Source organism: Thermodesulfatator autotrophicus, from assembly GCF_001642325.1.
GTDB lineage: Bacteria > Desulfobacterota > Thermodesulfobacteria > Thermodesulfobacteriales > Thermodesulfatatoraceae > Thermodesulfatator > Thermodesulfatator autotrophicus.
The window spans coordinates 25,559-48,732 of sequence record NZ_LSFI01000018.1 but is presented as its reverse complement, the minus strand read 5'-3'; the positions used below and the strand labels follow the sequence as shown (position 1 = coordinate 48,732).

Here is a 23,174-nt window from a genome sequence, read left to right as displayed (position 1 = left end):
TTATCAACGTAATAGTAGTTTTCTGTGCGTATGACTTCAAAACTCTGGATACCAACCGGAAGCTTCTTTTTCATAAAAGTATTATAACAGGACTTTTCATAAATTATCCAGAAATTGCTTCACCCGAGATTGCTTGCCATTTCGTGGCCCGCAATGACGAGGTGGGGAACGTGGTTCGCAATAACTCCTTTCCCTGTCACTGCGAAGAGCCGGAGGCGACGAAGCAGCCTCTGTCCCGAGCGGTAGCGAAGGGATCTGGATTGCTTCGCTCCGCTCGCAATGACAGTGAAAGGACTCGTAAGATACTGAACCGCCCCGGGTTTGCTGGAGGCGACGAAGCAGTCTCTGAGATTGCTTCGTCCCTAACGGGGCCCGCAATGACATTGTAGGCGAAGGTTTGCAATGACAAGCCCAAAATTGTATAGGTTTTGTGCTCCCATTAATGTTTATCTGGTGATAGCTTGAAACAATTAATATTTGAAAGTGAAGCCTATCAAGGAATTACATCGGTGTAGCGGGCCAGAAATCCAGAATGGTCGTAAAGGTCTTGATAAGATATAGACAACCTTTCTAAGTGTCTTTTTATTTCAGGAAGACGTTCAATCACCATGCCCACGTGGAGGCGCAATAGCTGACAATAGGCAAGAGTCCTTTCAACAGAGCCTGTAAGGGCCTGTACGGGGCATCTCCCACCGCAATAGGGTTCAATGCCACAGATGTCACAACTTAGATAGTTTTTATAAGCCACCAGAGAAGGAAGACTTTCAAGAGATAAGGACACCTGACCATCTGGTGTTATTTGACCTAAAGCCAACTCAGGAGGTAAATCGGCACAGGCGAGAATTTTTCCTCCTACCAGGTCAAAATTAGTTGCTAGCTCTACGCCACAGGCCGTGTGGCCTCTTTTGTGCCCGCTTAAAAGAAAGGCTATAAGTTCGTTTAAATGTGTAATGGGAAGAACAATATTCTTTTTTAGATAGTCTAAGTAAGTGTCTAATAGGTAATTAAAGTCTTTTTCATATTGCTTGATATAAGCATTAAAATTTTTAAAAGGCTCTTCGGTTTCGGCAAAGTGGTAAAAGAAAAAGTCAACAAGTTTTTCCTGATAAAGATAGAGAAATTCTAAAAAGCAATCTTTTAAAGATTGCTCTTCTCTTAAGGTGGACCACATTAAAATCTTGCTTCTAGTACTTTTACGTAAAATAGATAGATTCTGCTGAATCTTTTCAAGAGATGTCCCTATTCTTATCGATTCATGTTGTTCTTTTTGCCCATCAATAGAAATGGAAAATAGCCAAACATCTTGAATAATTTCGGGGAAATTTTTATATACTCGGTCAATTAGCATGCCATTTGTTATAACCATAAAACGTATTTCTTTATGAGGGAGTTCTTTCCTTAAAATAGTTTGTATTTTCCTAATTTTTTGAGGCGCTAAGAGTGGCTCTCCACCATAAAAAACTACAGTTACCTTTTTATTAGGAAATTCATCTGACAGGCGTTTTATGCCTAAAACTTCTCGTTTAGGTTCAGCTTCAAATATGGTTAAAAGTTCTTCTCTCTGGCCACAGGTTATTGAAACATTAATACATCCTTTGCAGCGCGCATTACAGCGGCCGGTTACCGTAACATGAATGATAAGAGAATCGTCTATTAATAATTTCCTTTTGGGAAAGGGACTCTTTATGGATACAGAACTTGGTGAGGATAGGTCTCTAAATTTAGGATGTGTAAAACCATTTGAGACTCTGTAATGATAAAATTCTTTTTCAAAGCGATTTAGAAGCTTTTCTATATATTGATTCATTAGAAATATTTTGATTAACTTCATCTGCTAATTCAATAAGATGGTATCTAATTCTTTTTGTTTTAACTGAGGTGTTACATATCTTTTATTTTAGCTAAAAGTGTATATACTTTTGCTGTTAATAGTATATTTTTGCATTACAGAGCCTTATCGCCAGGCAAACTAATCGCCGAGAGAACTAGCTTCTTTTTTTATTATTACGGGAAGGCCCGCAGGGCGCCGACTAAGTGACCCAACGGGTCATACGAGGAGCATGAAGTGCGACGAGGTAATCCTTGTCCCGAGTGGTAGCGAAGGGATCTGAATTGCTTCGCTCCTCCCGCTGTGACAAAAAGAGAACTTACAATGACATCTCCAAAATTGTCATCTATTAATAAAATGGTCCAACTGGCTAGTGACCTTTTACAGGAGGATTTTTATGAAGAAGTTTTGGTTTTTTTTGTGTCTTTTTATCTTTTGGTCGCCTATTGGGTGTGATGCTTATAAAGAGGTTCATTATGTTCGCTGGGTAATTGATGGGGATACAATCATTTTAGAAAACGGCCAAAAGGTAAGATACGCCGGGATAAATGCCCCTGAAATTGCTCATGAAGATAGTCCTGGAGAACCTTTTGGACGGGAAGCCTTAAGGTTTAATATCAAACTGGTAAAGGGCAAAAAGGTTGTCCTTGAACTGGCTGAAGAGGAACGAGATCGTTTTGGCCGGCTTTTAGCCTATGTTTTTTTGCTTGATGGTACTTTTGTCCAGGAAGCCCTGGTGCGCGAAGGGCTTGCTTTTTCCTGTTATATGCCACCTAACGTGAAGTATTTTGAGAGGCTTTTGGCGGCACAACGCCAAGCTATGCACCAAAAAAGGGGTTTGTGGAGTGATGAAGCTCTTTTTAAGGGAGAACCTTATTACATTGGTAATAAGCGTTCACGACGATTCCATCGGCCCAGTTGTGGTTTTGGCCGCAAAACCAGTTTGCGTAATAAAGTCATCTTTCATTCTATGAAAGAGGCCTTTTATGAAGGCTTTTGTCCTTGCCGTAAATGCCAACCATGGCCAGGGAAAAGATAACCTTCTTTGCCTGGCTCTTTTTATTTTGGTAAGTTTATTTATTAATGAGAGCAACTTTTATATTACAAAATGTCATGGCGAGGCGACACAGTCGCCGTGGCGATTTATTAGATTGCTTTGTACTCGCAATGTCCCTCCCTGTTTGTCACTGCGAGGAGCTAGAGGCGACGAAGCAGTCCCTGTCCCGCACGCTAGCGAAGGGATCTAGATTGCTTCGCTCCGCTCGCAATGACGTAGGAGTGAGGGCTCGCAATGACGTAGTAGGGAGGGTTGCAATAACAGTCCTAAAATTCTCATCTGTCTTGTGCTCTCATTAATAAACCTTAAAATCAATTAAGAAAATAAAATCAATGGCGGACACTATGAAAAACAAAAAAGAAATAGAGGCACGTCTTAAGGATTTGCGCGAGGAGATAGATAAAATTGACCGCACTATTCTTGACTGTTTAAAACGCCGTTACGCCGTTGTTAAGGAAGTAGGCGAACTGAAAAGGGCTTTAGGAGTGAAAGTTCTTGACCTAAGCCGAGAGCGAGCGGTCATAAATAAAATCTTAGAGGAAAACCAGGGAGAGTTTCCTGAAAAATCTTTAAAAGCTATATTTTTAGAGATCGTACATACCTGCCGTACGGCCCAGGAGTTACAGAAAGTAGCCTATCTTGGGCCAGAGGCCACTTTTAGCCACATGGCGGCTTTAAAATTTTTCGGCCGGGCAGCTAACTTTCTTCCTCAAGAGTCTGTTCTTGATGTATTTGAAGAAACTGAAGCTGAAAGGGCTAAATTTGGTGTTGTCCCGGTGGAAAATTCTATAGAGGGAACAGTTTCCGCTACTCTTGATGCCTTTTCCGACTACAAAGTTAAAGTTTGCGGCGAAGTGTTTATCCCCATCACCCATGACCTCTTAAATCAATCTGGTCGCAAAGAAGATATAAAAAAGGTGCTTTCTCATCCTCATGCTCTGGCCCAGTGTCGTAAGTGGTTGAGGAAAAATTTACCCTCGGTGCCAGTAGAAGAAGTTTCCTCTACTGCCTTTGCTGCTAGATGGGCGGCCGTGGACCCTTCGGTAGCAGCCATTGCCAGCCCCCTTGCGGCGCGCACTTACCATCTTCAGGTAGTAGCCAGCCGCATAGAAGATTTTCACGGGAACGTTACCCGTTTTTGGGTTATAGGGAAAGAAAACCCTGGGCCTACAGGGAAAGACAAGACTTCTCTTTTCTTTAGTATTTCTGATCGTCCTGGAGCCCTTTTTGAAGTACTTAGCTCTTTTGCTAAGCGTCAAATTAATCTTTCAAAAATAGAAAGCCGCCCTGCTAAAAAAGAACCCTGGCGTTATCATTTCTTCCTGGATTGTGAAGGTCATATAGAAGACGGGAAGGTAAAAGAGTGTATTGATGAAATTTCAAGGATTTGCATGCATCTAGAATGGCTTGGTTCATACCCAGCTGGAGAAGAGGAATAAAAAAGCCAAAAGATAGGCTTGATAAAAATATCCTGGGCGAGGCTTCTTCTTTAGCCGAAGCCTTGGTAGGGGACTTCTTTAATCTTTCGGATAAAGACTGGCGCCGATTACAATATGAAGTCCTATTGAATGAGAATCATTCCCTTGGTTTGCCTCAAAATGCCCTTGCTGGCCTTTTCCTTTTAGAAACCTCAGATTGCCTGCCCAGGCGCAGACGAAGTTTCTACAAATTAGTTCTGGCTGAAGAACAAATCCTTTCTTTAGAGTTAGCAACCTCTTCTCTTAAAGCTCTTTTGCTTTATATTTTTACTCATGAGTTGGTACACATGATCAGGTTTGTAAAATTTATAGCCAGTTTTTGGATGCCTGAAGAAAAGCGCTGGGAAGAAGAAAAGAAAGTCCACCTGCTTAGCAAAAAAGTTTTAGCTTTATACAAAAACCAGGAAGTTGAAAATATTCTCAAACATTTTGACAAAACATATTTGAAAGAGGAGGTGTAAGAAATGCCTATTTATGAGTATGAGTGCGAGAACTGTGGCCGCCATTATGAAGTGTGGCAAAAAATTACCGATGACCCTCTCACCACCTGCGAAGCCTGTCAGGGTAAATTGCGCAAGCTTGTAAGCCAGAGCTCTTTCATATTAAAAGGTTCTGGCTGGTATGTAACCGACTATGCTCGTAAGGAAAAGAAAAGTAGCCAAAGCTTAAAGGAATCAAAAAAATCTGAAAGCTCTTCTAAATAATTATCAAAGAGCGGCCTTTAGGGCCGCTTTCTCTTTTTTATTAGTAGAATCAAACATATAACAATTTTGTGGTAGTCATTGCGAACCCCTTCTTTGTTATTTGCGAGCGAAGCGAAGCAATCCCGGAAATCGCCACGGTGACTATGTCGCCTCGCGATGACACGATGTAAGGTAAAAAAACGCTCCCATTAATGACCTTTCATTTCTCTAAGAGACACAACGAAAACATGAAAATGGTTATGACCTCCTCCTATAAGGGGGAAGCTTTCTCCCCTCGGAGGGGAGGGTTAGGGAGGGGTTATTTTCACAGGAAAAATCTAGCTTTTTGTTTAAAGTTCTTGAAGAGGTAAAGGGCCTGTGGTTTATCTTTAAAAGACTAACTAAAGAGAGGTAAAAAATGTTAGCCCGCATAGAAGTTGCCTTAAAACCTGAACTAAAAGACGCCCTGGGAGAAAAACTTGCTCGGCGCATGCGTGAAGACTTGAGCCTTTCTGTAGAGGCCTGCCGCACGGTGAGAATCTATCTCGTTGAAGCCAATATTTCCCGGGAAGACCTTTTGGCCTTTGCTTCAGGCCCCCTTTGCGACCCGGTAACTGAAATCTATTCCGTGGAAAAGCCCCTTGCGCCGAGGTTTGGTTTTGACTGGCTAATCCAGGTGGGTTTTCGCCCTGGCGTCACGGATAACGAAGGAAAAGTGGCGAAAGAGGCTTTAGAGCTTCTTCTCGGCCGCTCCCTTGCTACTGACGAAAACGTTTATTCTCTAACCCAGTATTTGATAAAGGGCAATCTAACTCAAGAAGACGCCGAACGTATTGCCAGGGAGCTTCTCGCCAATGTCCTTATAGAACGTTTCTGGGTGGTTTCTGAAAAAGACTTTAACCCTGAGAAGGGGCTTATAATAACTCCTCCCAAAGTTACAGAAACCCACGAGATAAAAGTAGAATTCTTTGACTTATCAAGGCTCTCCGATGATGAACTTTTGAAGCTCTCTAAAGAAAGACTTCTCGCTTTAAACCTTAGAGAAATGAAAACCATAAAAGAGTTTTTCACTTCTAATAAGGATTTTTTGAGCCTTCGCCAAAAATATGGCCTTGATCATCGTATAACTGATGTGGAGCTTGAAAGCCTGGCTCAAACCTGGTCTGAGCACTGTAAGCATAAGATTTTTAACGCCAGGATTACTTATACGGACAAAGTTTCTGGGAAGACCGAAGTCATTGATAGCCTTTTTAAGACCTACATTCGGCGTTCTACCGAGGAAATACGTAAGGCCAAGGGGGAAAGAGACTTTTGCCTTTCGGTGTTTGTGGATAATGCCGGTGTCATCAAGCTTAATGATAAGTGGAACGTGGCCATGAAGGTTGAAACTCACAACAGCCCTTCAGCCCTTGATCCTTACGGTGGTGCTTTAACCGGCATTGTGGGAGTAAACCGCGATCCTTTTGGCACGGGTAAAGGAGCCCTCTTGGTATTTAATACCGATGTGTTTTGTTTTGCTCCCCCTGATTGGGACAGGCCCCTTCCGCCAAGGCTCCTTCATCCCAAGCGTATCTTTGAGGGAGTGAGAGAAGGGGTAGAGCATGGTGGAAATAAAAGTGGTATCCCTACGGTTAACGGTTCCATTGTTTTTGACCCTAGATACCTGGGTAAGCCTTTGGTGTATTGTGGTACCGGAGGCATAATGCCCGCCGAGGTTTGTGGTGAGCCGAGCTGGAAAAAGGGTGCCCGTCCGGGAGATCTGGTGGTCATGGTAGGTGGCCGTATCGGTAAAGACGGCATTCACGGGGCAACCTTTTCTTCAGAGGAACTTCATGAAGGAAGTCCGGCCACTGCGGTGCAAATAGGTGACCCCATTACCCAGAAAAAGATGTTTGATTTCCTTTTAAAGGCCCGTGATGAATGCCTTTATACTTCTATTACTGACAACGGAGCCGGTGGCCTTTCTTCTTCTGTAGGCGAGATGGCCAGGGAGTCCGGTGGAGCTGAACTTGACCTGGAAAAGGCTCCCCTTAAGTATCATGGTTTACAGCCCTGGGAAATTTTGGTTTCAGAAAGCCAGGAACGCATGACCGTAGCGGTGCCCCCTGAGCATATTGACCGCTTTCTTGAGCTTGCCCAAAAGATGGATGTTGAAGCCACTGTCCTTGGTAAGTTTACTGACTCGGGGTTTTTCCATATCCTCTACCAGGGGAAAACAGTAGGGCTCCTGCCCCTTGAATTTTTGCATGAAGGAGTGCCTCAGCTTGAACTTGAGGCGGTATGGGTTCCTCCCCGGCTTGAGGAGCCAGTTTTAGCTGAGCCTGAAGACTGCGGGGGTATCCTTAAAGAACTCCTTTCTTCTTATAACATTTGTTCCAAGGAATACGTGGTGCGGCAGTATGACCATGAAGTCCAAGGAGGAAGCGTAATAAAACCCCTGACCGGCGTAAAAGATGACGGCCCAAGTGACGCGGCGGTGTTAAGGCCTGAATTAAAAGAAAATGATGGCCTGGTGGTGGCTCACGGTATTTGTCCTAAATACTCTGACATAGATACGTACTGGATGGTAGCCAACGCCATTGACGAGGCTATTCGCAATGCGGTTTGCGTAGGGGCTGACATTGAACACATGGCCGGCCTTGACAACTTCTGCTGGTGTGACCCTATTCAAAGCGAAAAAACACCTGATGGCCATTACAAACTGGCTCAACTGGTAAGGGCCAACCAGGCCCTTTACGACTTTACCACCGCCTATGGTGTGCCCTGTATTTCCGGCAAAGATTCCATGAAAAACGACTATCTGGCCTCTGGCCTGGGGCTTGCTCCTGAAAACAATCCTTTTGGCGTAGGGGTGGTACTGCCTGACGGAAGCCTTAAAATTTCCGTTCCGCCAACCCTTCTCTTTTCAGTGCTGGCGAGGATACCAGATGTCAACAGGGCCATGACTCTTGACGCTAAAAAGCCAGGGGAGCTGGTTTATATCCTGGGGCTTACTCGTGATGAACTGGGCGGCTCAGAGTACTTCAGGCTCAAGGGATTTGTTGGGAAAAATATGCCAAAAGTTAAAGCCTCTTCTGCTTATGACCGATATTTAAGGTTAAGAGATGCTATTTATTATGGCCTTATTTCTGCGGCTCATGACTGTTCTGACGGAGGGCTGGCGGTAGCTCTTGCGGAGATGGCTTTTTCCGGAGAAGTGGGTATGGTGGTGGATCTTACTGCCTTACCTTATGAAGGGGAAAAGCGGCCGGATTATATTCTTTTTTCAGAGTCAGCCAGCCGCATAGTGGTAACTGTGCCGCGAGAAAGACAGAAGGATTTTGAAAAACTTTTTTCTGGTACGGTTTACGCGCTGATTGGCGAGACAGTGGCCGAGCCTGTTTTGATCTGTCGCGACGAGAAGGGAAAGGCCGTTATTGAAGAAAACATTTTTGAACTTAAAAAGGCCTGGCAGGCACCCCTGAATTGGTAGAAAGATGTTTTTGTAGGGTGAGGCTTCACAGAAAATAGGATTTGAAGATTTGCAATCAAAAAATTCTGCGTAAGAGGTAAATTATAGCCGGTAAAAGAAGGACATCTGCTAAGAGGGCCAGGCCTATTACCAGGGCGCTCAGCATACCAAATTGAACTGTAGGAATAAACTTAGACACCCCGAGAACCAGAAAGGCCGCAATTAAAGATAACGAGGTAGTAAAAACAGCGTTTCCCTTTTCTCTTAAAGTATTTTTTACGGCCGAAATAGGTTCGCGGTTTTTTCTATTTCTCCTATAACGAATTAGAAAATGAATGGTGTCATCTACGGCTATACCGATGGCCACGGCTGAAATAGTAGCGGTAGAGGTGTTTAAAGGAATACCCATAATGCCCATAAAACCGAAATTCACTACCAGAGGAAAAGCGTTTGAAGGGATAGATAAGAGCCCGAGCTTAAGGGAACGCAGGACAAGAAACATTATACCAAAAATAAGAAAAGCGGCGGTTGCCAGGCTTTCAACCTGACTTTTTACGATATCATCAGCGGTCCTGTTAACCAGATAGGTTTTTCCGGTAACGTTAAATTTAACTCCTGTACCTTTAAAAACTTCTTCAAGTTTTTTATTCAATTCTCTGATAGCTTCATTGATTTTTTCCGAGCTGTGCTCAGGGGTGCGGGCAGAAATACGGGCCCAGTTTTGGTCTTCATTTAAAAAGTGGGCTAACTCATCTCCTCCGTAAAGGAGCAGGTATTGAGAAATCAATTCGCGGCTGTCTGGTATTTTGAAATATTTATCGTTTTCCTGGTGAAAAGCCCGGTTCATCAACTTAAAGAATTCAGCTGGTGATATAGCCTGGTAAAAAAGGGGATGCTTCTCAAGCCAGCGGGCTACTTCGTCTATTTTTTTTAGCAACTTGGGATCTAGAAAATCTCCCCGAGGATTCTCTAGAGAAATTTCTATAGTTTGAGCGCCACCAAGGTGTTTATCTACAAAAACTACATCTTGATATACCGGAGTTGAATGGTGGAAGAAATCAATGACATTGGTGTCAACTTTTATTTTGCTTATTTGGGATATGCTAATTCCTGCCACCAGGATAAAAAGAATTAAAGCTTTGTAAGACCACCAGGGATAACTCTTAGCCAGAGGCTCAACCAGGGTTTTATTAAAACCGATTTTAAATTTTCCCCTTCTTATCCAGGGTAAGAGAAAAGCAAAAAGGGTAAAGGTCAAAAAGTATTCAATAAACATAGCCAGAGCAGCTGCCCCGCCAAACTCGCGAATAGAAGGCACTCGTGAAATCATTAGAGAGCCAAAACCTATGGCCGTGGTAAGGCTGGTTAAAAAGCAGGGAGCCCAGGTAATAGCTACTGCCCTTGAGACAGCTCTCTCTTTAGGGGATAACTTGAAATAGGTCATAGTCAAATGAATCACATCCGCTAAGGCCAGGGCCATGGTTAGAGGAGCCAGTACCGAAGTCATGGGACTAAGAGCCCCGCCTACTAATTTAAGAGAAGCCATAGCCGCAACCAGAGAAAGGTTGATGATAATGGCTGCCCCCAAGACTGCCCGCCAGGAATGTAAAAAAACGTAAATCAAAAGACAGAGCAAAAAGAAACAGCCAGGAATAAAGACCATGAGGTCTTTGTTCATATAGGCGGCCATGTTTACGTTTACTACTGGCCAGCCAGCCAGGTGTATTTCTACTGAAGTAGGAGGGGGATTTTTTTGTAAAATATGTTTCACTTTGTGAACAAGACGGTTTTCAAAATCAAGATCTTCGCCGCGATAATTTGTCCTTAAAAGAAGAAGGGTGGTTTTAAAGTCTTCTGAGACCAGATTACGGAAAATAAGAGGATTACGACGGGCTCTCTCTTTCAAATAAGAAAGGCTTTTGGTGTCAGCAGGAATTTCTTCTCCTATCAGAGGTTCAACTTCAAAGATTTCTTCACCACCCCTAATGTCTTCTACGTTGGTGACAGAGAGTACACTTTCTACTTCTTCTATGTCTTCAAATATAGACGTTAACTTTTGGATATAGGCCAGTGTTTCAGGGGTAAAAATTCCAGAAGGACTATGGAGTACCACTGCTACGCCATCATCGGCACCGAACTGTTCCCGAAAGTTTTCATAATAATGCCAGAGGCTATCCCTGGGAATGATGGCGTCAGTAGAGGTAACTACTGGCAGGTGAGCCACCTGCCAGCCACAAAAAATAGTGAAAGCCAAGACCACCGCTAGCCAAAACTTTTGGTACTGCCAGACAAAGCGGCGATAAAATTCCTGAGAGTTCAATCTAGACTCCTTCTATGCGAAACTAAAAGAAACCTTTGCAAAATATTTTCCTGAGACTGCTTTGTCGCACTTACGCGCTCCTCGCAGTGACAAAATGGGGCTTCATTGCAAGCTACAGTTTCCACTCTGTCATTGTGAGCCACGAAGTGGCGAAGCAATTTCTGTCCACCACCCTGAAACTGCTCTGTCCGCCTTTCGTCCTCCTCGTCGTGACAAAGAGAAAGTCTCTAAAAATTTATCTCTAAACCTAGATATACCTGGTCATTGGCGTCATACACATCAAAAAAGCTCCCCTGAGGACCATCAATTAAATGAAGGCCAGCGAAAAATTCAACATCGTCGCTAATTTTATAAGCTATTTCAGGGTTTAAGAAATAACCCCTGGTAGTAATGCCGTAGGTTCCATCAAGACGAACTTCAAGATAGTCCTCAAGGAAACTTTTGGAAAGTCTCATGAAGATGTAAGAGTCAAGTTTGGGGTCAAAAAGTATATCTTCTGACCAGCCAAGTACCCTTTGTTGCAGAAACTGAAGGTTAAGATAAAAGCCATTTTCAAAGCGATAATCAAGCCCAATAACGTAACGCCAATAGGCTTTTCGGGTGGCTTCAAGGTTCTTTTTTAGGAATACCCGGTCTGTATGATAGGCAAACTCACCTCTTATGCCGATATCGTTGTAGGTAGTTTCAAAGGCAAAGCCCAAAATATTGTCACGTGGATAACTTATATAAGCTGTATCGCCAGTAATAGATAAGTTGGAGAACTGGGCCTTTAGGTCTTTGATGGGGTCTGAGGGGGTATTGAGGCGGAAACCTTTGATCGGGAAAGATTTAACATAATAGTAAAACGAGCGGTCGTGGGCATAGAGATAGGATACCTCCCAATCTATTTCACCTAACGTGCCGCTTATGCGAAAGCCCCACTCAGCGTTTCTTAAAGAAGGTGAAGGTTCACTCTTGTCCACTTTTAAGGAGAGGCTACTAAAGACAGGGTCAGCCGCAAGTTTTTTGCGCAAATGGTCAAAAACAGCCCAGTCTGAATCAAAGTCATCGCGTTTGGGCCAGAGAGGCCATAGGGTAAAAACTCCTTCTAAGTTTACATTTTCTCCAAAATACTGAATCCTAAACCAGGGCCAGGGGTGTTGTCTTTCTTCCAGGCGAAGGGTGAAGAGTTCCCGCAAGTCCTGCCAGGTGAGGTTATCAAGGATGGTAAGCTCATCTACTTTGCCCCAACGGATGAGCTGGTTACCTACGGTGATTTCCCAGGCGTCTTTTACCAGGCGCAAGTATGTTTCCCATAAAAACACACGGGTTTCTTCGCGGCCGTTGTCATTTCCATAATAGGCCAGGCGGTCAAGTTCTATTGAAGCTTTTAGGTCAAGGTATTCCCTGGGGCTAGCTTTAGCCTCAAGTCGTAGTTTTTCATGGTCTATGCGCTGGTCTTCAAAAGGGTTGTCATGGTGAAGGTCAATGGCTCCGCGGCCCCAAAAACGCCCATTTAATTCTATCTCGCTGGCGTAAGTTAGCCCACCAAAACAAAGCCAAGCTAAAAAAAGCAGGGCGAGTCTTTTTACCATCGTTCAAGTCTCCTTTTGGTAAAGATTTCGGGGGCAAGGCCCTGGTCATAAACAATTTTTTCAATTTTTATAATGGTTTCCCGTTTTTTCTTTAAATTTTCCATCTTAGACTCAAAAATAGTCCAGTACCCTTGAATTTTTTCCCACTTTTGAGCGGTAAATCTTTTAAAGAGTTTGCCTTTGCGGTCATAAATGTCTATTCGGATAGGTAAAAATCCATCTTTCGTTACCCACTGTATCCAATAACCATAAGAAGAATATTTTTTCTTTTTGGGTTTAGTTTTAACCACGTAACAGGGAGTGCCATTATAGATTTCTTCTTTTAGCAATTCGTGGTGATATTTTGGTGGGTAGCGCCTATCCAGGTCTTCGTAAAGAAACTCTGAGTTTACAAAACGGTGAAATTTAAAGGAGCCTGCAATGCGGCGGGTGCGTTTTAAAGCCGGAAGATAAAGAAACTGCTTTTCTTTGCCGTTATGGTAGGAGATAGAAAGAAAAGCCGTGCCAGCAATATCTTTAGGGGAAAGAAAGCGCATGAGGGTGTAACGGGCCTTTTTGTCTTCGCGGGTAAAGATTCTCATTTCGCGAACTTTTTCTTTCCCCCTGGCCTTTTTTAGAATCATTATGCTTTCAGCTTGCGAATCCTTTCCCTGCGGGCGGTTATATACTTTCCAGGCGATATCTTCACCGGTAAGTGCCAGGGCCTTGGTAGCAATAATTATTGAAAGCACCAAAAATATGATAATTTTGGGGCTGTCATTGCGAGCTTCTTTCCTGTCATTGCGAGCTTCTTTCCTGTCATTGCGAGCGGAGCGAAGCAATCCCATGAGATTAATTCGTCGCACGTAATAACCCGTTGGGTCACTTCGTCGGTCCTGCGGGCCTCCTCGTAATGATAAAAAAGTAATTGAGCTACGGCGACTACGTTGCCTGGCGATGAGGCTCTGTAATGTAAGATGTGCTTTTATTAAAAATAAGAGAAATGTTGTTTTCCGCATAAGGCCTCCTCTCTGTCTTATCGGAAATCTTCTTTTAAGGCAAAATTATGCCTGTAAAAGCGTCTTTAAAATATGAAGATAAGCCTGCTAAGTGTCTCCACCCTCCTATGTGAACCAAAGGCCTTCTTTTAGCGAGTATTTTAATTTTTTGGGCCATATAAGCTTCGCGTTTCCTATCGTAAAAATTTATTGATGGCTGGTAAAGCTTTTTCAAAAATAAACGGGCTAGGGCCTTTTCTTTCTGAGGACTTAACGGCATAGTTGCTAATTTTTTTAAGTTTTCAGGGTTAAGGGCGCTTTCAAGCTCTTTTAGATATTTCTTAGCCGGCTTGTTCAAGTCTATCGGTATCACCGGAGCTATATTTAAATCCCGGGCTATTTTGTATTCATAAGGCATTGCAAGGGCCATCTTTAGGCTTTCCAGAGCCGGTGTTAGTGGCAATTTTTCTTGAATCAAGGTTTCTTCAAACTTATTAAGCCAAAGTTTTTCCCTTTTTCGGCGCCATGAAAGCGAATAAGGGCTAATCTCAACAGTAATAACGGCGGGATTTGTCAAAAGTAAAAAATCTTTCAATATATCTTGAGCTTCTTTTAGACGGTGGATGGTCCCCAGGAGAAAAATATCTTTTCTAGAAATCAATTGCTTTAATTGGTAATCGCTGTCAAAATTAGCGTTAATTTCAACGATATCCATCAAGATTGTATTATATAGGAGGCCTTGTGGAAGTAAAACGGCGCTTAATTTTTCCTCTTGATGTTTCCTCTTTAAAGGAAGCCCAAAAATGGGTTAGCCAGCTAAAAGACGCAGTAGGAGTTTTTAAAATAGGCCTTGAACTTTTTGTAGCTCATGGTCCTCAGGCCATTGAAAAAGTGAGAGAAGCCGGTGCTGAAGATATCTTTTTAGATTTAAAATTACATGACATTCCCGCTACTATGGAGCAGGCGGCGCGAGCAGCCAGCCGCCACGGAGTAGATATTCTAACGGTGCATATGCTAGCCGGGCGTCAGGCGGTGCGCCGTACCGTGGAAGCCGTTGAAGGTGGTACTAAAGTATTTGGGGTAACTGTTCTTACTTCACATACGCGAGCAGAACTTATGGAAATAGGCTATGCTCCAGAGCTTTCACGGGATATAAAAGAGGCGGTTTTAAGGCTTGCCAACCTGGCCTACCGGGCTGGTTGCCACGGTATTGTTTGTTCTGGTAAAGAGGTTTCAGTGGTAAAAGAAGCCTATAGGCATTTAAGAACCATTGTTCCAGGGGTAAGGCCTGAGTGGGCGGCTGACCCGCAGGACCAGGCCCGGGTGGTTACTCCTTATGAAGCCATTCTTGGTGGTGCTGATTATCTGGTTATTGGAAGGCCTATCAGGCAGGCTGACAATCCTCGTGAAGCCGCGCTAAAAGTTTTGGCTGAGATGGAAAAAGCTTTTGAAGAAAGAGGGTTTTAATGGCCAGAAGAACTGGCTTAGCAGAGCTACCTCTTCATGGAGGTCACGCGCCACGCTGGCTTTTCAGCCGCATGGTCAGGCTTTCAAGGGCCCTGGTAGAAGTTATAGTCTATGAGTTTGGAGCAGAAGAGTTTTTGCGTCGCCTGGCAGACCCTCACTGGTTTCAGGCCTTTGGTTGTGTCCTAGGTTTTGACTGGCATTCTTCAGGTCTAACTACTACGGTATGTGGGGCCTTAAAAGAAGCCTTGACCCCTTTGGCCGCTGATATGGGTATTTTTGTGTGTGGAGGAAAGGCCAAAGCTTCGCGGCGAACCCCTGTGGAAATAGAGACCTGGCTTGAACGTCAGGGGCTTCCTTCTTCATATGGCGTTTTAATAGATTACAGTCGGCTGGTGGCCAAGGTTGATAATACAGCTTTGCAAGATGGTTACCAGCTTTACCACCATACTTTCTTTTTTACCAAGAAAGGGGCCTGGGCGGTGGTGCAACAGGGTATGAATCAGGAAAATGCCTATGCCAGGCGCTATCACTGGCTGGGAGAAGAAGTAGAAAGCTTTGTTAATGAGCCTCATAGCGGGATTGCGGCTCAACACCGTGAAAAAGAAGTTTTGAATCTGGTGGCCCAAAAAAGCGCCGAGGTTAGAAAGGTTCTGGTTGATTTGTTGAAAGGACCTCCGGAAAAAATCTTAAAAGAAATAGATTCAGCCAAAAAGCTGGTTTTATCGGCCCGGCACGGACTTTCAGAAAAGGATTTATCACCCAAGGGTCTTAATAAAATTTTACTAAAAGCCTACGAAAAAAAACTATCTTCTTTTGAAGACTTATTAAAAATTGAGGGCCTGGGCCCGAAGAACTTAAGGGCTTTAACCCTGGTTTCAGAGTTGATTTATGATGTTTCGGCCTCTCGTGAAGATCCAGCCAAGTATTCTTTTGCCCACGGTGGAAAAGATGGCATCCCTTATCCCGTTGATACAAAAATTTATGATAAGACCATAAGTTATATTGAAGAACTGTTAAAAAATGCTCGTGTTGAGTATTCAGAAAAAGCTAAAGCCTTTAAACGCCTAAGAAAATTTATAAATTAATTTTTTTTCATAAAAATGTCCGTTTTTCGAAAAATATATTCGTTTTTTAGAACATGAACTTTTATATCTCCTTATTTTTAGCTCTTGACCGAATGACAAAAATTTTTTAAAAGCACAAAACAGTCTGGCAATCTGGCAAAGAGAGAAAAGATGGAAAAAATTAAAGAACTCATTAATGAAAATAGGGCTGATATAGAGGAAAGATGGTATGAATTAATACTTGAGACTTATCCACCTGAAGCTGCCGCTTTCTTCCGCAAAAATAAAGATCAGTTTGAGAATCCAGTCGGTGCCAAAATAAGCACAGGCGTTATTGGTATTCTTGAAGAGCTTGTGGGGAAAGTTGATGAACAAAAGATAGCAGAATATATTGACGAAATAATAAGGATTAGGGCTGTTCAGGAGTTCACTCCATCTCAGGCGGTAAAAGTTTTCCCTCTTCTTAAAAGAGCTATCAGAGAAGTACTTGAAAAGGAATTAGAAGATAAAGGCCTTTTACAAGAGTTTTTGCAACTGGAAGACCAAATAGACGAGATAACCCTGAAAGGTTTTGAAATATATCAGCAATGTCGGGAAAGATTGTATCATTTGAAGGTTGAAGAGTGGAAAAGCCGCATGTATATGCTCCTAAGAAGGGCGAAGATGGTTTACGACGAAAGGGAAGGAAGTTTGCCTCCGCAACAAATATGATGAGCTAAGAGAGGTATATATATGGGTGCCGTATTCGCATTACTTATTGCTTTGGGGTTGGTTATTTTCGTTTATATTGGGGCAGGGGTTATTGGTTTTAAGGCCTTGTTTGCGGTAGTATTCCCTTATGCGGCCTTTTTTATTTTTCTTGGAGGGATTATTTATCGCATCATTGAATGGGCCAAGGTGCCTGTGCCATTCAGGATTGTTACTACCTGTGGCCAGCAAAAGTCTCTCAAATGGGTAAAGCGCAGCCGCCTTGAGTCTCCTTTTAATAACTTTGAAGTCGCTTTAAGAATGGCTCTTGAAGTCTTAGCCTTTCGTTCTCTTTTTAGGAATCTCAGGGCTGAGCTTAAGGGGCCGAATTTACTTTATGGTTCTAGTAAGTGGCTCTGGTTAGGGGCTATAGCCTTCCATTACTGTTTTCTTATTATTTTAATTCGTCATTTGCGTTTCTTTACTTATCCTGTCCCTGAATTTTTAGGAATTATTGAACAGGTTGATGGTTTTCTCCATGTAGGTATACCACACTTTTATATAACCGATGGCGTTATTTTGGCGGCCCTTTCTTATCTCCTTTTGAGGCGTTTAGCTGATGCTAAACTTCGCTATATTTCTCTGGCTTCTGACTTCTTGCCCCTTTTCTTGATTTTCGGCCTTGTGCTTTCTGGTATCCTTATGCGCAACTTTTTCAAGGTAGATATTGTGCAGGTTAAAGAGTTTACCATGGGCCTTGTCCATTTTAGCCCGAAAGTACCAGATGTAGGGGTGATTTTTTACATACACCTTACTTTCTTATGTGCTTTAATGGCTTATTTTCCGTTTAGTAAACTAGTTCACATGGCTGGAGTTTTCTTTAGTCCTACACGTAATCTGGCTAACAATAGCCGGGCCAAGCGTCATGAACCAGCTCCTTGGTGGCAGAAGCCTAAGTTTAAGACTTACTGTGAATGGCAAGAGGAATTTAAAGAAGTGCTTGAACAGTCTGGTCAACCTATAGACGAAGATTGTTATAAAAAAGAAGCGAAATAATATACGGAGAGGTTAGCCATGGCCAAGATGCCTAAACCAGATGAACTGCTTAAATCTATAGATTGGACACCACCAGAGAAAGACTGGATGGATGATGTTCCTCCCGAAATCAAACCCGGGCGTTTTTGTTATCCAGCTAAAAAGAACATCTTAGAGGAAATAGGCTTCCCTAATCCGCGGGAATGGTCTCCCCTGGATGACGACTGGAAGCTTCCTTCTAACAGTCGGGAAATAATAGTTGAAGGTATTATTGATCGCCTTAAAAAATATCGCTCCTTCAAGCTTTTTATGGATATTTGTGTGCGTTGTGGTGCCTGTGCTGATAAGTGCCATTACTTTTTGGGTTCTGGTGATCCTAAAAACATGCCTGTTTTGAGAGCTGAGCTCCTTCGTTCAGTAATAAAAGGGGAGCTTACCTGGCAGGGCAAATTTTTTGGGAAACTTGCTGGAGCTAGAAAACTTAACGAAGATATCATTAAAGAGTGGTTCTACTATTTCTATCAGTGTAGTGAATGTCGTCGCTGTTCTGTCTTTTGTCCCTATGGTATTGACACTTGTGAAGTTACTATGATGGGGCGTGAGCTTCTCCATCTGGTGGGCTGTAATATTAACTGGATTCTTGAGCCAGTTCGCAACTGTTTTAAGATTGGTAACCACCTTGGTCTTCAGCCACACACAGTTAAAGAGAACATCGAATTCCTTTGCTGGGATATTGAAGAAGTAACAGGCCTTAAGATGGAAGTGCCCTTTAATAAAAAGGGAGCGGAAGTCCTTTTTGTAACTCCATCTGGTGACTACTTTGCCGATCCTGGTATCTACACCATGATGGGTTACATCATGCTCTTTAATTACCTTGATATTGATTGGACCATGAGTACCTACGCTTCAGAGGGTGGTAACTTTGGTCTATTCACCTCTCATGAAGCTATGGCTAAGATTAATGCTAAGATTTATCACGAAGCTGAGCGTTTAGGCGTCAAATTCATCATTGGTGGTGAGTGCGGCCACATGTGGCGAGTGAAACATCAGTACATGGATACAGCCACTGGCCCTGCACCTAAGAACCTAGAAACTCCTCGCAGCCCCATTACGGGAACTGTTTTTGAGCACGCCAAATCTACCAAGATGATTCATATCTGTGAGTTTACCGCTGACCTTATTGCCCACGGCAAGCTTGATTTAGATCCTTCTCGTAATGACAAATATGTAGTTACTTATCACGATTCTTGTAACCCCTCTCGTGGTATGGGCTTTTTTGAAGAACCTCGTTTTATTCTTAAGAATGTTTGCAATAATTTCTACGATATGCCTGAAAATACTATTCGTGAGAAGACCTTCTGTTGTGGAAGTGGTTCAGGTCTTAATACGGATGAGTTTATGGATATGCGTATGCGCGGAGGGTTACCCAGGGCTAATGCCGTGAAGTATGTTCATGAAAAGCACGGTGTTAATATGTTGGCCTGTATTTGTGCCATTGACCGCGCCGCTCTTTCTACTCTTATGGATTACTGGGTGCCTGAAGTCCAGGTTTGTGGGGTCCATGAGTTAGTGGCAAACGCTTTAGTTTTCCCGCATGAGAAGAAAGGGGAACGTAAGCGAGAGCTTAATTTACGTCAAGAACCTTTGAAGCCGGAGGGCGAAGAAAATGCATGATGCCGGCAAAGTTATCCCAGGAATTATAATTTTTGTGGTGTTTGTGACGTTGCCGTTTTGGTGGAACGTGGGAAAGGCTGTTCCCAAAGTGGAAGTAGAACTACCTAAGGAGTACACCAGTTGTGTTGAAGACAAAAGTTTTATGATTCGCGAACACATGAAGTTGCTTGACAATTGGCGTAATGAGGTAGTTAGAAACGGCTATGGAGTTTATGTGAACTCTAAGGGGCAGACTTTTCACATGAAGTTCCAGGAAGGTTGTATGAAGTGTCATTCCAGTAAGGAACGCTTTTGTGATCGTTGTCACAATTTTGTGGCTGTAAAACCTTATTGTTGGAATTGTCATATTTCGCCGGAGGAGAAGAAAGGATGGGCAACAAAAAAATCAAACGTAGAAACTTTCTCAAAGCAGCCGGCTTCGCATCACTAGCTGGAGCCTGGGCTGCGGCAACAGCTGGATTTTTATCCGGTCAAAGGGTAAAGGCTCAGGCTGTTAAACCGACTCCTAATTCTTTAGTGGCCGGTCGTTGGGCCTTGGTTATTGATACCAGGATATGTGCCGAACATCCTGAATGTAGGGATTGTATAGAGGCCTGTCATAAATGGCATAATGTACCACGGTTTCCTGATAAACAGCACGAAATAAAATGGATATGGAAAACTCATTTTCATAATGCCTTTCCATATCAGTCTCATGAATATGACAATGAAGATGTTAAAAAGAGAGAAGTTATAGTTTTATGTAATCACTGCGAACATCCTCCTTGCGTAAGGGTTTGTCCCACGCAGGCAACTTTTAAACGTGAAGATGGTATTGTGATGATGGATATGCATCGTTGTATTGGTTGCCGTTTCTGTATGGGAGCCTGTCCTTATGGAGCACGTAGTTTTAACTGGTTGGATCCTCGTCCTTATATAAAAGAGCCTAATATGGCTTATCCTACTCGCATGAAAGGTGTAGTAGAAAAATGTATTTTCTGCTTTGATAAGTTACACGAGGGGAAATTGCCAGTATGTGTTAGAGCCTGTAAATATGGAGCGCTTACTTTTGGAGACCTGGCCGATCCTCATTCTAAAGTTAATGAGCTTCTTAGAAAGCACTTTAATATTCGCCGAAAGGTAAATCTGGGTACTGGTCCTAGTGTATTTTATATTATTTAAGTGAGGTGGACCTATGTTTGAGAAGGCTTTAGTCGGCAGTAAAAAGTATTATGCGCTGGTATTTTTCTTAGCGTCATTATTTCTCATTGGATTAATCTGTTTTATTTATCAGATGAAAGTTGGTTTAGGTATAACTGGAATGAGTCGCGATGTTTCGTGGGGTTTTTATATTGCTCAATTTACTTATCTGGTTGGTATTGCGGCTTCTGGTGTGATGGTTGTTTTACCTTATTATCTTCATAATTATAAAGAATATGCTCGGTTAGTCATATTTGGCGAGTTCATGGCCATTGCTGCTGTTATAATGTGTATTCTTTTTATCCTTGTTGATATAGGTCAAACTCACCGTGTTATGAATGTGGCTTTACACCCTACTCCAAACTCAGTGATGTTTTATGACATGATAGTTTTATGCGGCTACTTAATGCTAAATATTATATGCGGATGGACAGCTCTTTCTGCTATGTATAAAGGCACGAAGTACCCTAAATGGGTTAAGCCTTTTATTTATCTTTCTATTCCCTGGGCTTTTAGCATTCACACTGTTACGGCTTTTCTCTACGCCGGTATGCCCGACCGCCATCTCTGGTTAACAGCGGTTATGGCTCCTCGCTTTTTGGCTTCGGCTTTTTGCTCAGGGCCAGCTCTCCTTTTAATATTGCTTTACATAGTTAAAACTTTTACTAAGTTTGATCCGGGAGAAAAAGCCATTAAAGCCTTGGCAAAAACTATAACTTATGCCTTAATTGCTAACCTGTTCCTCTTTGGTTGTGAATTGTTTACCGCTTTTTATAGTGGTATCCCTGCTCACCAACATTCTTTAATTTATCTTTTTGCTGGTCTGGAAGGACATAATAAGCTTGTTCCCTGGATGTGGACGGCTTATGCTTGTATGGTGATTGCGGCCATTCTCCTGGTTATCCCTCAGGTTAGAAATAACCTGCAACTACTTCCGTTCCTTTGTCTGCTGGTAGTTATTGGCACCTGGATTGATAAAGGTATGGGCTTGGTAATAGGTGGGTTTATCCCCAACCCGTTACATGAGATAACCGAATATATGCCCACTCTTCCTGAAGTTATGATTTCAGTTGGTATCTGGGCATTAGGTTTCCTTATAGTAACGGTCCTTTATAAGATGGTCATTTCTGTGATGGAAAGCCGACGTTTGATCTAGCTAGAATACCACTTAGAATATAAAGCCGGGCGTTGTCCCGGCTTTATTTTTTAGACGAGGTTTTAACTTTATGTCTTGTGAAATTGTTTTCCCTCGCCTTTTGATTTCTGCTCAAAAAGGAGGGGCTGGAAAGACTTTATTTTCTTTGGGATTAGTTTCAGCTTTATCTTCCCTGGGGAAAAAGGTTATCCCTTTCAAAAAAGGTCCTGATTATATTGACGCTGGTTGGTTAGCCTTTGCCGCTCGTAACCCCTGTTATAATCTTGATCCTTTTTTTATGTCTTCAGATATTATTATCTCTTCTTTTTTATCTCGCGCTTCTTCTGATGCCATAGCTGTTATTGAGGGTAACCGAGGCCTTCTTGACGGAGTTGATGTTGAGGGAAGTTGTAGTAGTGCCCAATTAGCAAAAATTCTTAAAACACCAGTAATCCTTGTATTAGATTGCACAAAAGTAACTAGGACTTTGGCCGCCTTTGTAAAAGGATGTCAGATCTTAGAACCGGATTTGATTTTTGGTGGAGTTATTTTGAATCAAATTGTTCGTGCCAGACACGAAAAGATCATTACACGTTCTATTGAAACTTATACCGACTTGAAAGTTTTAGGAGTACTTCCCAGGTTAAGAAAGTTTTCTTTTCCAATGAGGCATTTGGGCCTTCTTCCCTGGCAGGAGCATGGAGAAGGTGATGCTATTACTAAAACTTTGGCCGAAAAAGTAATTGAAAATGTTGACTTAGAAAAGATTATAGAAATTTCTCAGAAAGCGCCAGCTTTTTCGTCAGGTGTGCCTTTGTTTTGGCCTTCTAGAGAGAAAGAAGTAAAAATAGGGGTTTTTAAGGACAAGGCTTTCCAATTTTATTATCAGGAAAATTTTGAAGCCCTAAAAGCTTTAGGAGCGGAACTTATTTTTTTAGATGCTTTGAAAGATTCTTCCCTCCCTGATATTGATGCTCTTTATATTGGAGGAGGTTTTCCTGAAACTCAGGCCGAGGCCTTAGAAGCTAATTTTTCATTAAGAAAAGATATCAGGCAAGCGGCTATGGCAGGGCTACCTATTTATGCTGAATGTGGTGGCCTTATGTATCTTGGGCGCCGTATAATTTGGAAAGACAAAGCTTTTGACATGGTCGGAGCCTTACCTATAGACTTTGAAGTCAATGAAAAGCCTCAGGGGCACGGTTATGTAAAAGCTAAAGTTGTAGCTGAAAATCCTTTTTATTCTTTAGGAACAAAACTTCTTGGACACGAATTCCATTATTCAAAGCCAATAAACTGGTCAAAGGATGATGTTGTTCTAGCCATGAAGCTTTCAAAAGGGCACGGCTTTTCACGTGGTTATGATGGCGTGGTATATAAAAATATCTTAGGGGCCTATACCCATGTACATGTCTTGGGTCTGCCAGTATGGGCGGTAGGGTTAATAGAAGCGGCTAAAAAATGGAAACAAGGTTTTACTTTTGACTTCAGAAATATTTGTCAGGATCAGACTTTGGTGTTAAATGAAATTAACCATTTTATTAAATTCTAAAATTAAGGAGGCG

19 protein-coding genes are annotated in these 23,174 nt (G+C 42.5%); 14 read left to right on the top strand and 5 right to left on the bottom strand.

The features are described 5' to 3' along the window. Nucleotides 1-493 precede the first annotated feature (493 nt). Nucleotides 494-1,807, bottom strand: coding sequence for a radical SAM protein (locus tag TH606_RS04870; protein WP_068541805.1), 1,314 nt, complete (start codon nt 1,805-1,807; stop codon nt 494-496). Nucleotides 1,808-2,225: 418 nt separating this feature from the next. Here TH606_RS04870 and TH606_RS04865 point away from each other — a divergent pair, with 418 nt between their 5' ends. From TH606_RS04865 to TH606_RS04845, 5 genes are all read left to right on the top strand, one after another. Beyond that, nucleotides 2,226-2,867: a thermonuclease family protein gene (locus TH606_RS04865; RefSeq protein WP_068541804.1), complete on the top strand. Its 642-nt coding sequence runs from the start codon at nt 2,226-2,228 to the stop codon at nt 2,865-2,867. Nucleotides 2,868-3,229: 362 nt separating this feature from the next. Beyond that, entirely contained in the window at nt 3,230-4,324 is a 1,095-nt protein-coding gene (pheA, locus tag TH606_RS04860; RefSeq protein ID WP_068541803.1) for a prephenate dehydratase, read from the top strand. Then, the gene (locus tag TH606_RS04855; RefSeq protein ID WP_068541802.1) at nt 4,288-4,824 is read left to right on the top strand and encodes a hypothetical protein; all 537 of its coding nucleotides are present in this window, start codon (nt 4,288-4,290) and stop codon (nt 4,822-4,824) included. Before pheA ends, TH606_RS04855 begins: the two co-directional genes overlap by 37 nt. 3 nt (nt 4,825-4,827) lie before the next feature. Beyond that, on the top strand, nt 4,828-5,067 hold the full coding sequence (locus tag TH606_RS04850) for an FmdB family zinc ribbon protein (RefSeq protein WP_068541801.1): 240 nt from the start codon (nt 4,828-4,830) through the stop codon (nt 5,065-5,067). 397 nt (nt 5,068-5,464) lie between these two features. Further along, nucleotides 5,465-8,518: an AIR synthase-related protein gene (locus tag TH606_RS04845; protein ID WP_068541800.1), complete on the top strand. Its 3,054-nt coding sequence runs from the start codon at nt 5,465-5,467 to the stop codon at nt 8,516-8,518. 55 nt (nt 8,519-8,573) lie between these two features. Here TH606_RS04845 and TH606_RS04840 read toward each other — a convergent pair whose 3' ends face one another. The 4 genes from TH606_RS04840 to TH606_RS04825 form a co-directional block, all read right to left on the bottom strand. Further along, nucleotides 8,574-10,817: an efflux RND transporter permease subunit gene (locus TH606_RS04840; protein WP_068541799.1), complete on the bottom strand. Its 2,244-nt coding sequence runs from the start codon at nt 10,815-10,817 to the stop codon at nt 8,574-8,576. Nucleotides 10,818-11,044: 227 nt separating this feature from the next. Beyond that, nucleotides 11,045-12,391, bottom strand: coding sequence for a DUF1302 family protein (locus TH606_RS04835; RefSeq protein ID WP_068541798.1), 1,347 nt, complete (start codon nt 12,389-12,391; stop codon nt 11,045-11,047). After that, on the bottom strand, nt 12,385-13,389 hold the full coding sequence (locus TH606_RS04830; RefSeq protein ID WP_082863520.1) for an outer membrane lipoprotein-sorting protein: 1,005 nt from the start codon (nt 13,387-13,389) through the stop codon (nt 12,385-12,387). The genes TH606_RS04835 and TH606_RS04830 overlap by 7 nt, the downstream gene beginning before the upstream one ends. Before the next feature lie 34 nt (nt 13,390-13,423). After that, complete coding sequence (locus TH606_RS04825) at nt 13,424-14,083, bottom strand: hypothetical protein (RefSeq protein WP_068541796.1); 660 nt, start codon at nt 14,081-14,083, stop codon at nt 13,424-13,426. Nucleotides 14,084-14,109: 26 nt separating this feature from the next. Here TH606_RS04825 and pyrF point away from each other — a divergent pair, with 26 nt between their 5' ends. From pyrF to TH606_RS04780, 9 genes are all read left to right on the top strand, one after another. Beyond that, nucleotides 14,110-14,835, top strand: a complete 726-nt coding sequence (pyrF, locus tag TH606_RS04820) for an orotidine-5'-phosphate decarboxylase (protein WP_082863519.1) — start codon at nt 14,110-14,112, stop codon at nt 14,833-14,835. Further along, the gene (locus tag TH606_RS04815; RefSeq protein WP_068541795.1) at nt 14,835-15,920 is read left to right on the top strand and encodes a DUF763 domain-containing protein; all 1,086 of its coding nucleotides are present in this window, start codon (nt 14,835-14,837) and stop codon (nt 15,918-15,920) included. Before pyrF ends, TH606_RS04815 begins: the two co-directional genes overlap by 1 nt. Before the next feature lie 150 nt (nt 15,921-16,070). Beyond that, a complete protein-coding gene (locus tag TH606_RS04810; RefSeq protein WP_068541794.1) occupies nt 16,071-16,610 on the top strand; it encodes an RsbRD N-terminal domain-containing protein in 540 nt (179 codons plus the stop codon). A gap of 21 nt (nt 16,611-16,631) precedes the next feature. Further along, the gene (gene dsrM, locus TH606_RS04805) at nt 16,632-17,642 is read left to right on the top strand and encodes a sulfate reduction electron transfer complex DsrMKJOP subunit DsrM (RefSeq protein WP_068541793.1); all 1,011 of its coding nucleotides are present in this window, start codon (nt 16,632-16,634) and stop codon (nt 17,640-17,642) included. Nucleotides 17,643-17,660: 18 nt separating this feature from the next. Further along, nucleotides 17,661-19,295: a sulfate reduction electron transfer complex DsrMKJOP subunit DsrK gene (dsrK, locus tag TH606_RS04800; RefSeq protein ID WP_068541792.1), complete on the top strand. Its 1,635-nt coding sequence runs from the start codon at nt 17,661-17,663 to the stop codon at nt 19,293-19,295. Further along, a complete protein-coding gene (gene dsrJ / locus TH606_RS04795; RefSeq protein ID WP_068541791.1) occupies nt 19,288-19,725 on the top strand; it encodes a sulfate reduction electron transfer complex DsrMKJOP subunit DsrJ in 438 nt (145 codons plus the stop codon). Before dsrK ends, dsrJ begins: the two co-directional genes overlap by 8 nt. Beyond that, nucleotides 19,665-20,456 carry a sulfate reduction electron transfer complex DsrMKJOP subunit DsrO gene (gene dsrO / locus TH606_RS04790; protein WP_068541790.1) on the top strand — a complete coding sequence of 264 codons (792 nt, stop codon included), beginning with the start codon at nt 19,665-19,667 and terminating at the stop codon, nt 20,454-20,456. The genes dsrJ and dsrO overlap by 61 nt, the downstream gene beginning before the upstream one ends. Nucleotides 20,457-20,469: 13 nt before the next feature. Continuing rightward, nucleotides 20,470-21,630, top strand: coding sequence for a sulfate reduction electron transfer complex DsrMKJOP subunit DsrP (dsrP, locus tag TH606_RS04785; RefSeq protein WP_068541788.1), 1,161 nt, complete (start codon nt 20,470-20,472; stop codon nt 21,628-21,630). 70 nt (nt 21,631-21,700) lie between these two features. Continuing rightward, on the top strand, nt 21,701-23,161 hold the full coding sequence (locus tag TH606_RS04780; RefSeq protein ID WP_068541787.1) for a cobyrinate a,c-diamide synthase: 1,461 nt from the start codon (nt 21,701-21,703) through the stop codon (nt 23,159-23,161). Nucleotides 23,162-23,174: the final 13 nt, after the last annotated feature.

Coding starts and splice junctions, on each gene's coding strand:
- TH606_RS04865 (WP_068541804.1), top strand. CDS start 2,226: ATGAAGAAGTTTTGGTTTTTTTTGTGTCTTTTTATCTTTTGGTCGCCT.
- dsrJ (WP_068541791.1), top strand. CDS start 19,288: ATGCATGATGCCGGCAAAGTTATCCCAGGAATTATAATTTTTGTGGTG.
- dsrK (WP_068541792.1), top strand. CDS start 17,661: ATGGCCAAGATGCCTAAACCAGATGAACTGCTTAAATCTATAGATTGG.
- TH606_RS04810 (WP_068541794.1), top strand. CDS start 16,071: ATGGAAAAAATTAAAGAACTCATTAATGAAAATAGGGCTGATATAGAG.
- TH606_RS04855 (WP_068541802.1), top strand. CDS start 4,288: ATGGCTTGGTTCATACCCAGCTGGAGAAGAGGAATAAAAAAGCCAAAA.
- TH606_RS04870 (WP_068541805.1), bottom strand. CDS start 1,807: ATGAATCAATATATAGAAAAGCTTCTAAATCGCTTTGAAAAAGAATTT.
- TH606_RS04850 (WP_068541801.1), top strand. CDS start 4,828: ATGCCTATTTATGAGTATGAGTGCGAGAACTGTGGCCGCCATTATGAA.
- dsrO (WP_068541790.1), top strand. CDS start 19,665: ATGGGCAACAAAAAAATCAAACGTAGAAACTTTCTCAAAGCAGCCGGC.
- TH606_RS04845 (WP_068541800.1), top strand. CDS start 5,465: ATGTTAGCCCGCATAGAAGTTGCCTTAAAACCTGAACTAAAAGACGCC.
- TH606_RS04815 (WP_068541795.1), top strand. CDS start 14,835: ATGGCCAGAAGAACTGGCTTAGCAGAGCTACCTCTTCATGGAGGTCAC.
- TH606_RS04835 (WP_068541798.1), bottom strand. CDS start 12,391: ATGGTAAAAAGACTCGCCCTGCTTTTTTTAGCTTGGCTTTGTTTTGGT.
- dsrM (WP_068541793.1), top strand. CDS start 16,632: ATGGGTGCCGTATTCGCATTACTTATTGCTTTGGGGTTGGTTATTTTC.
- dsrP (WP_068541788.1), top strand. CDS start 20,470: ATGTTTGAGAAGGCTTTAGTCGGCAGTAAAAAGTATTATGCGCTGGTA.
- TH606_RS04825 (WP_068541796.1), bottom strand. CDS start 14,083: ATGGATATCGTTGAAATTAACGCTAATTTTGACAGCGATTACCAATTA.
- TH606_RS04830 (WP_082863520.1), bottom strand. CDS start 13,389: ATGCGGAAAACAACATTTCTCTTATTTTTAATAAAAGCACATCTTACA.
- TH606_RS04780 (WP_068541787.1), top strand. CDS start 21,701: ATGTCTTGTGAAATTGTTTTCCCTCGCCTTTTGATTTCTGCTCAAAAA.
- pheA (WP_068541803.1), top strand. CDS start 3,230: ATGAAAAACAAAAAAGAAATAGAGGCACGTCTTAAGGATTTGCGCGAG.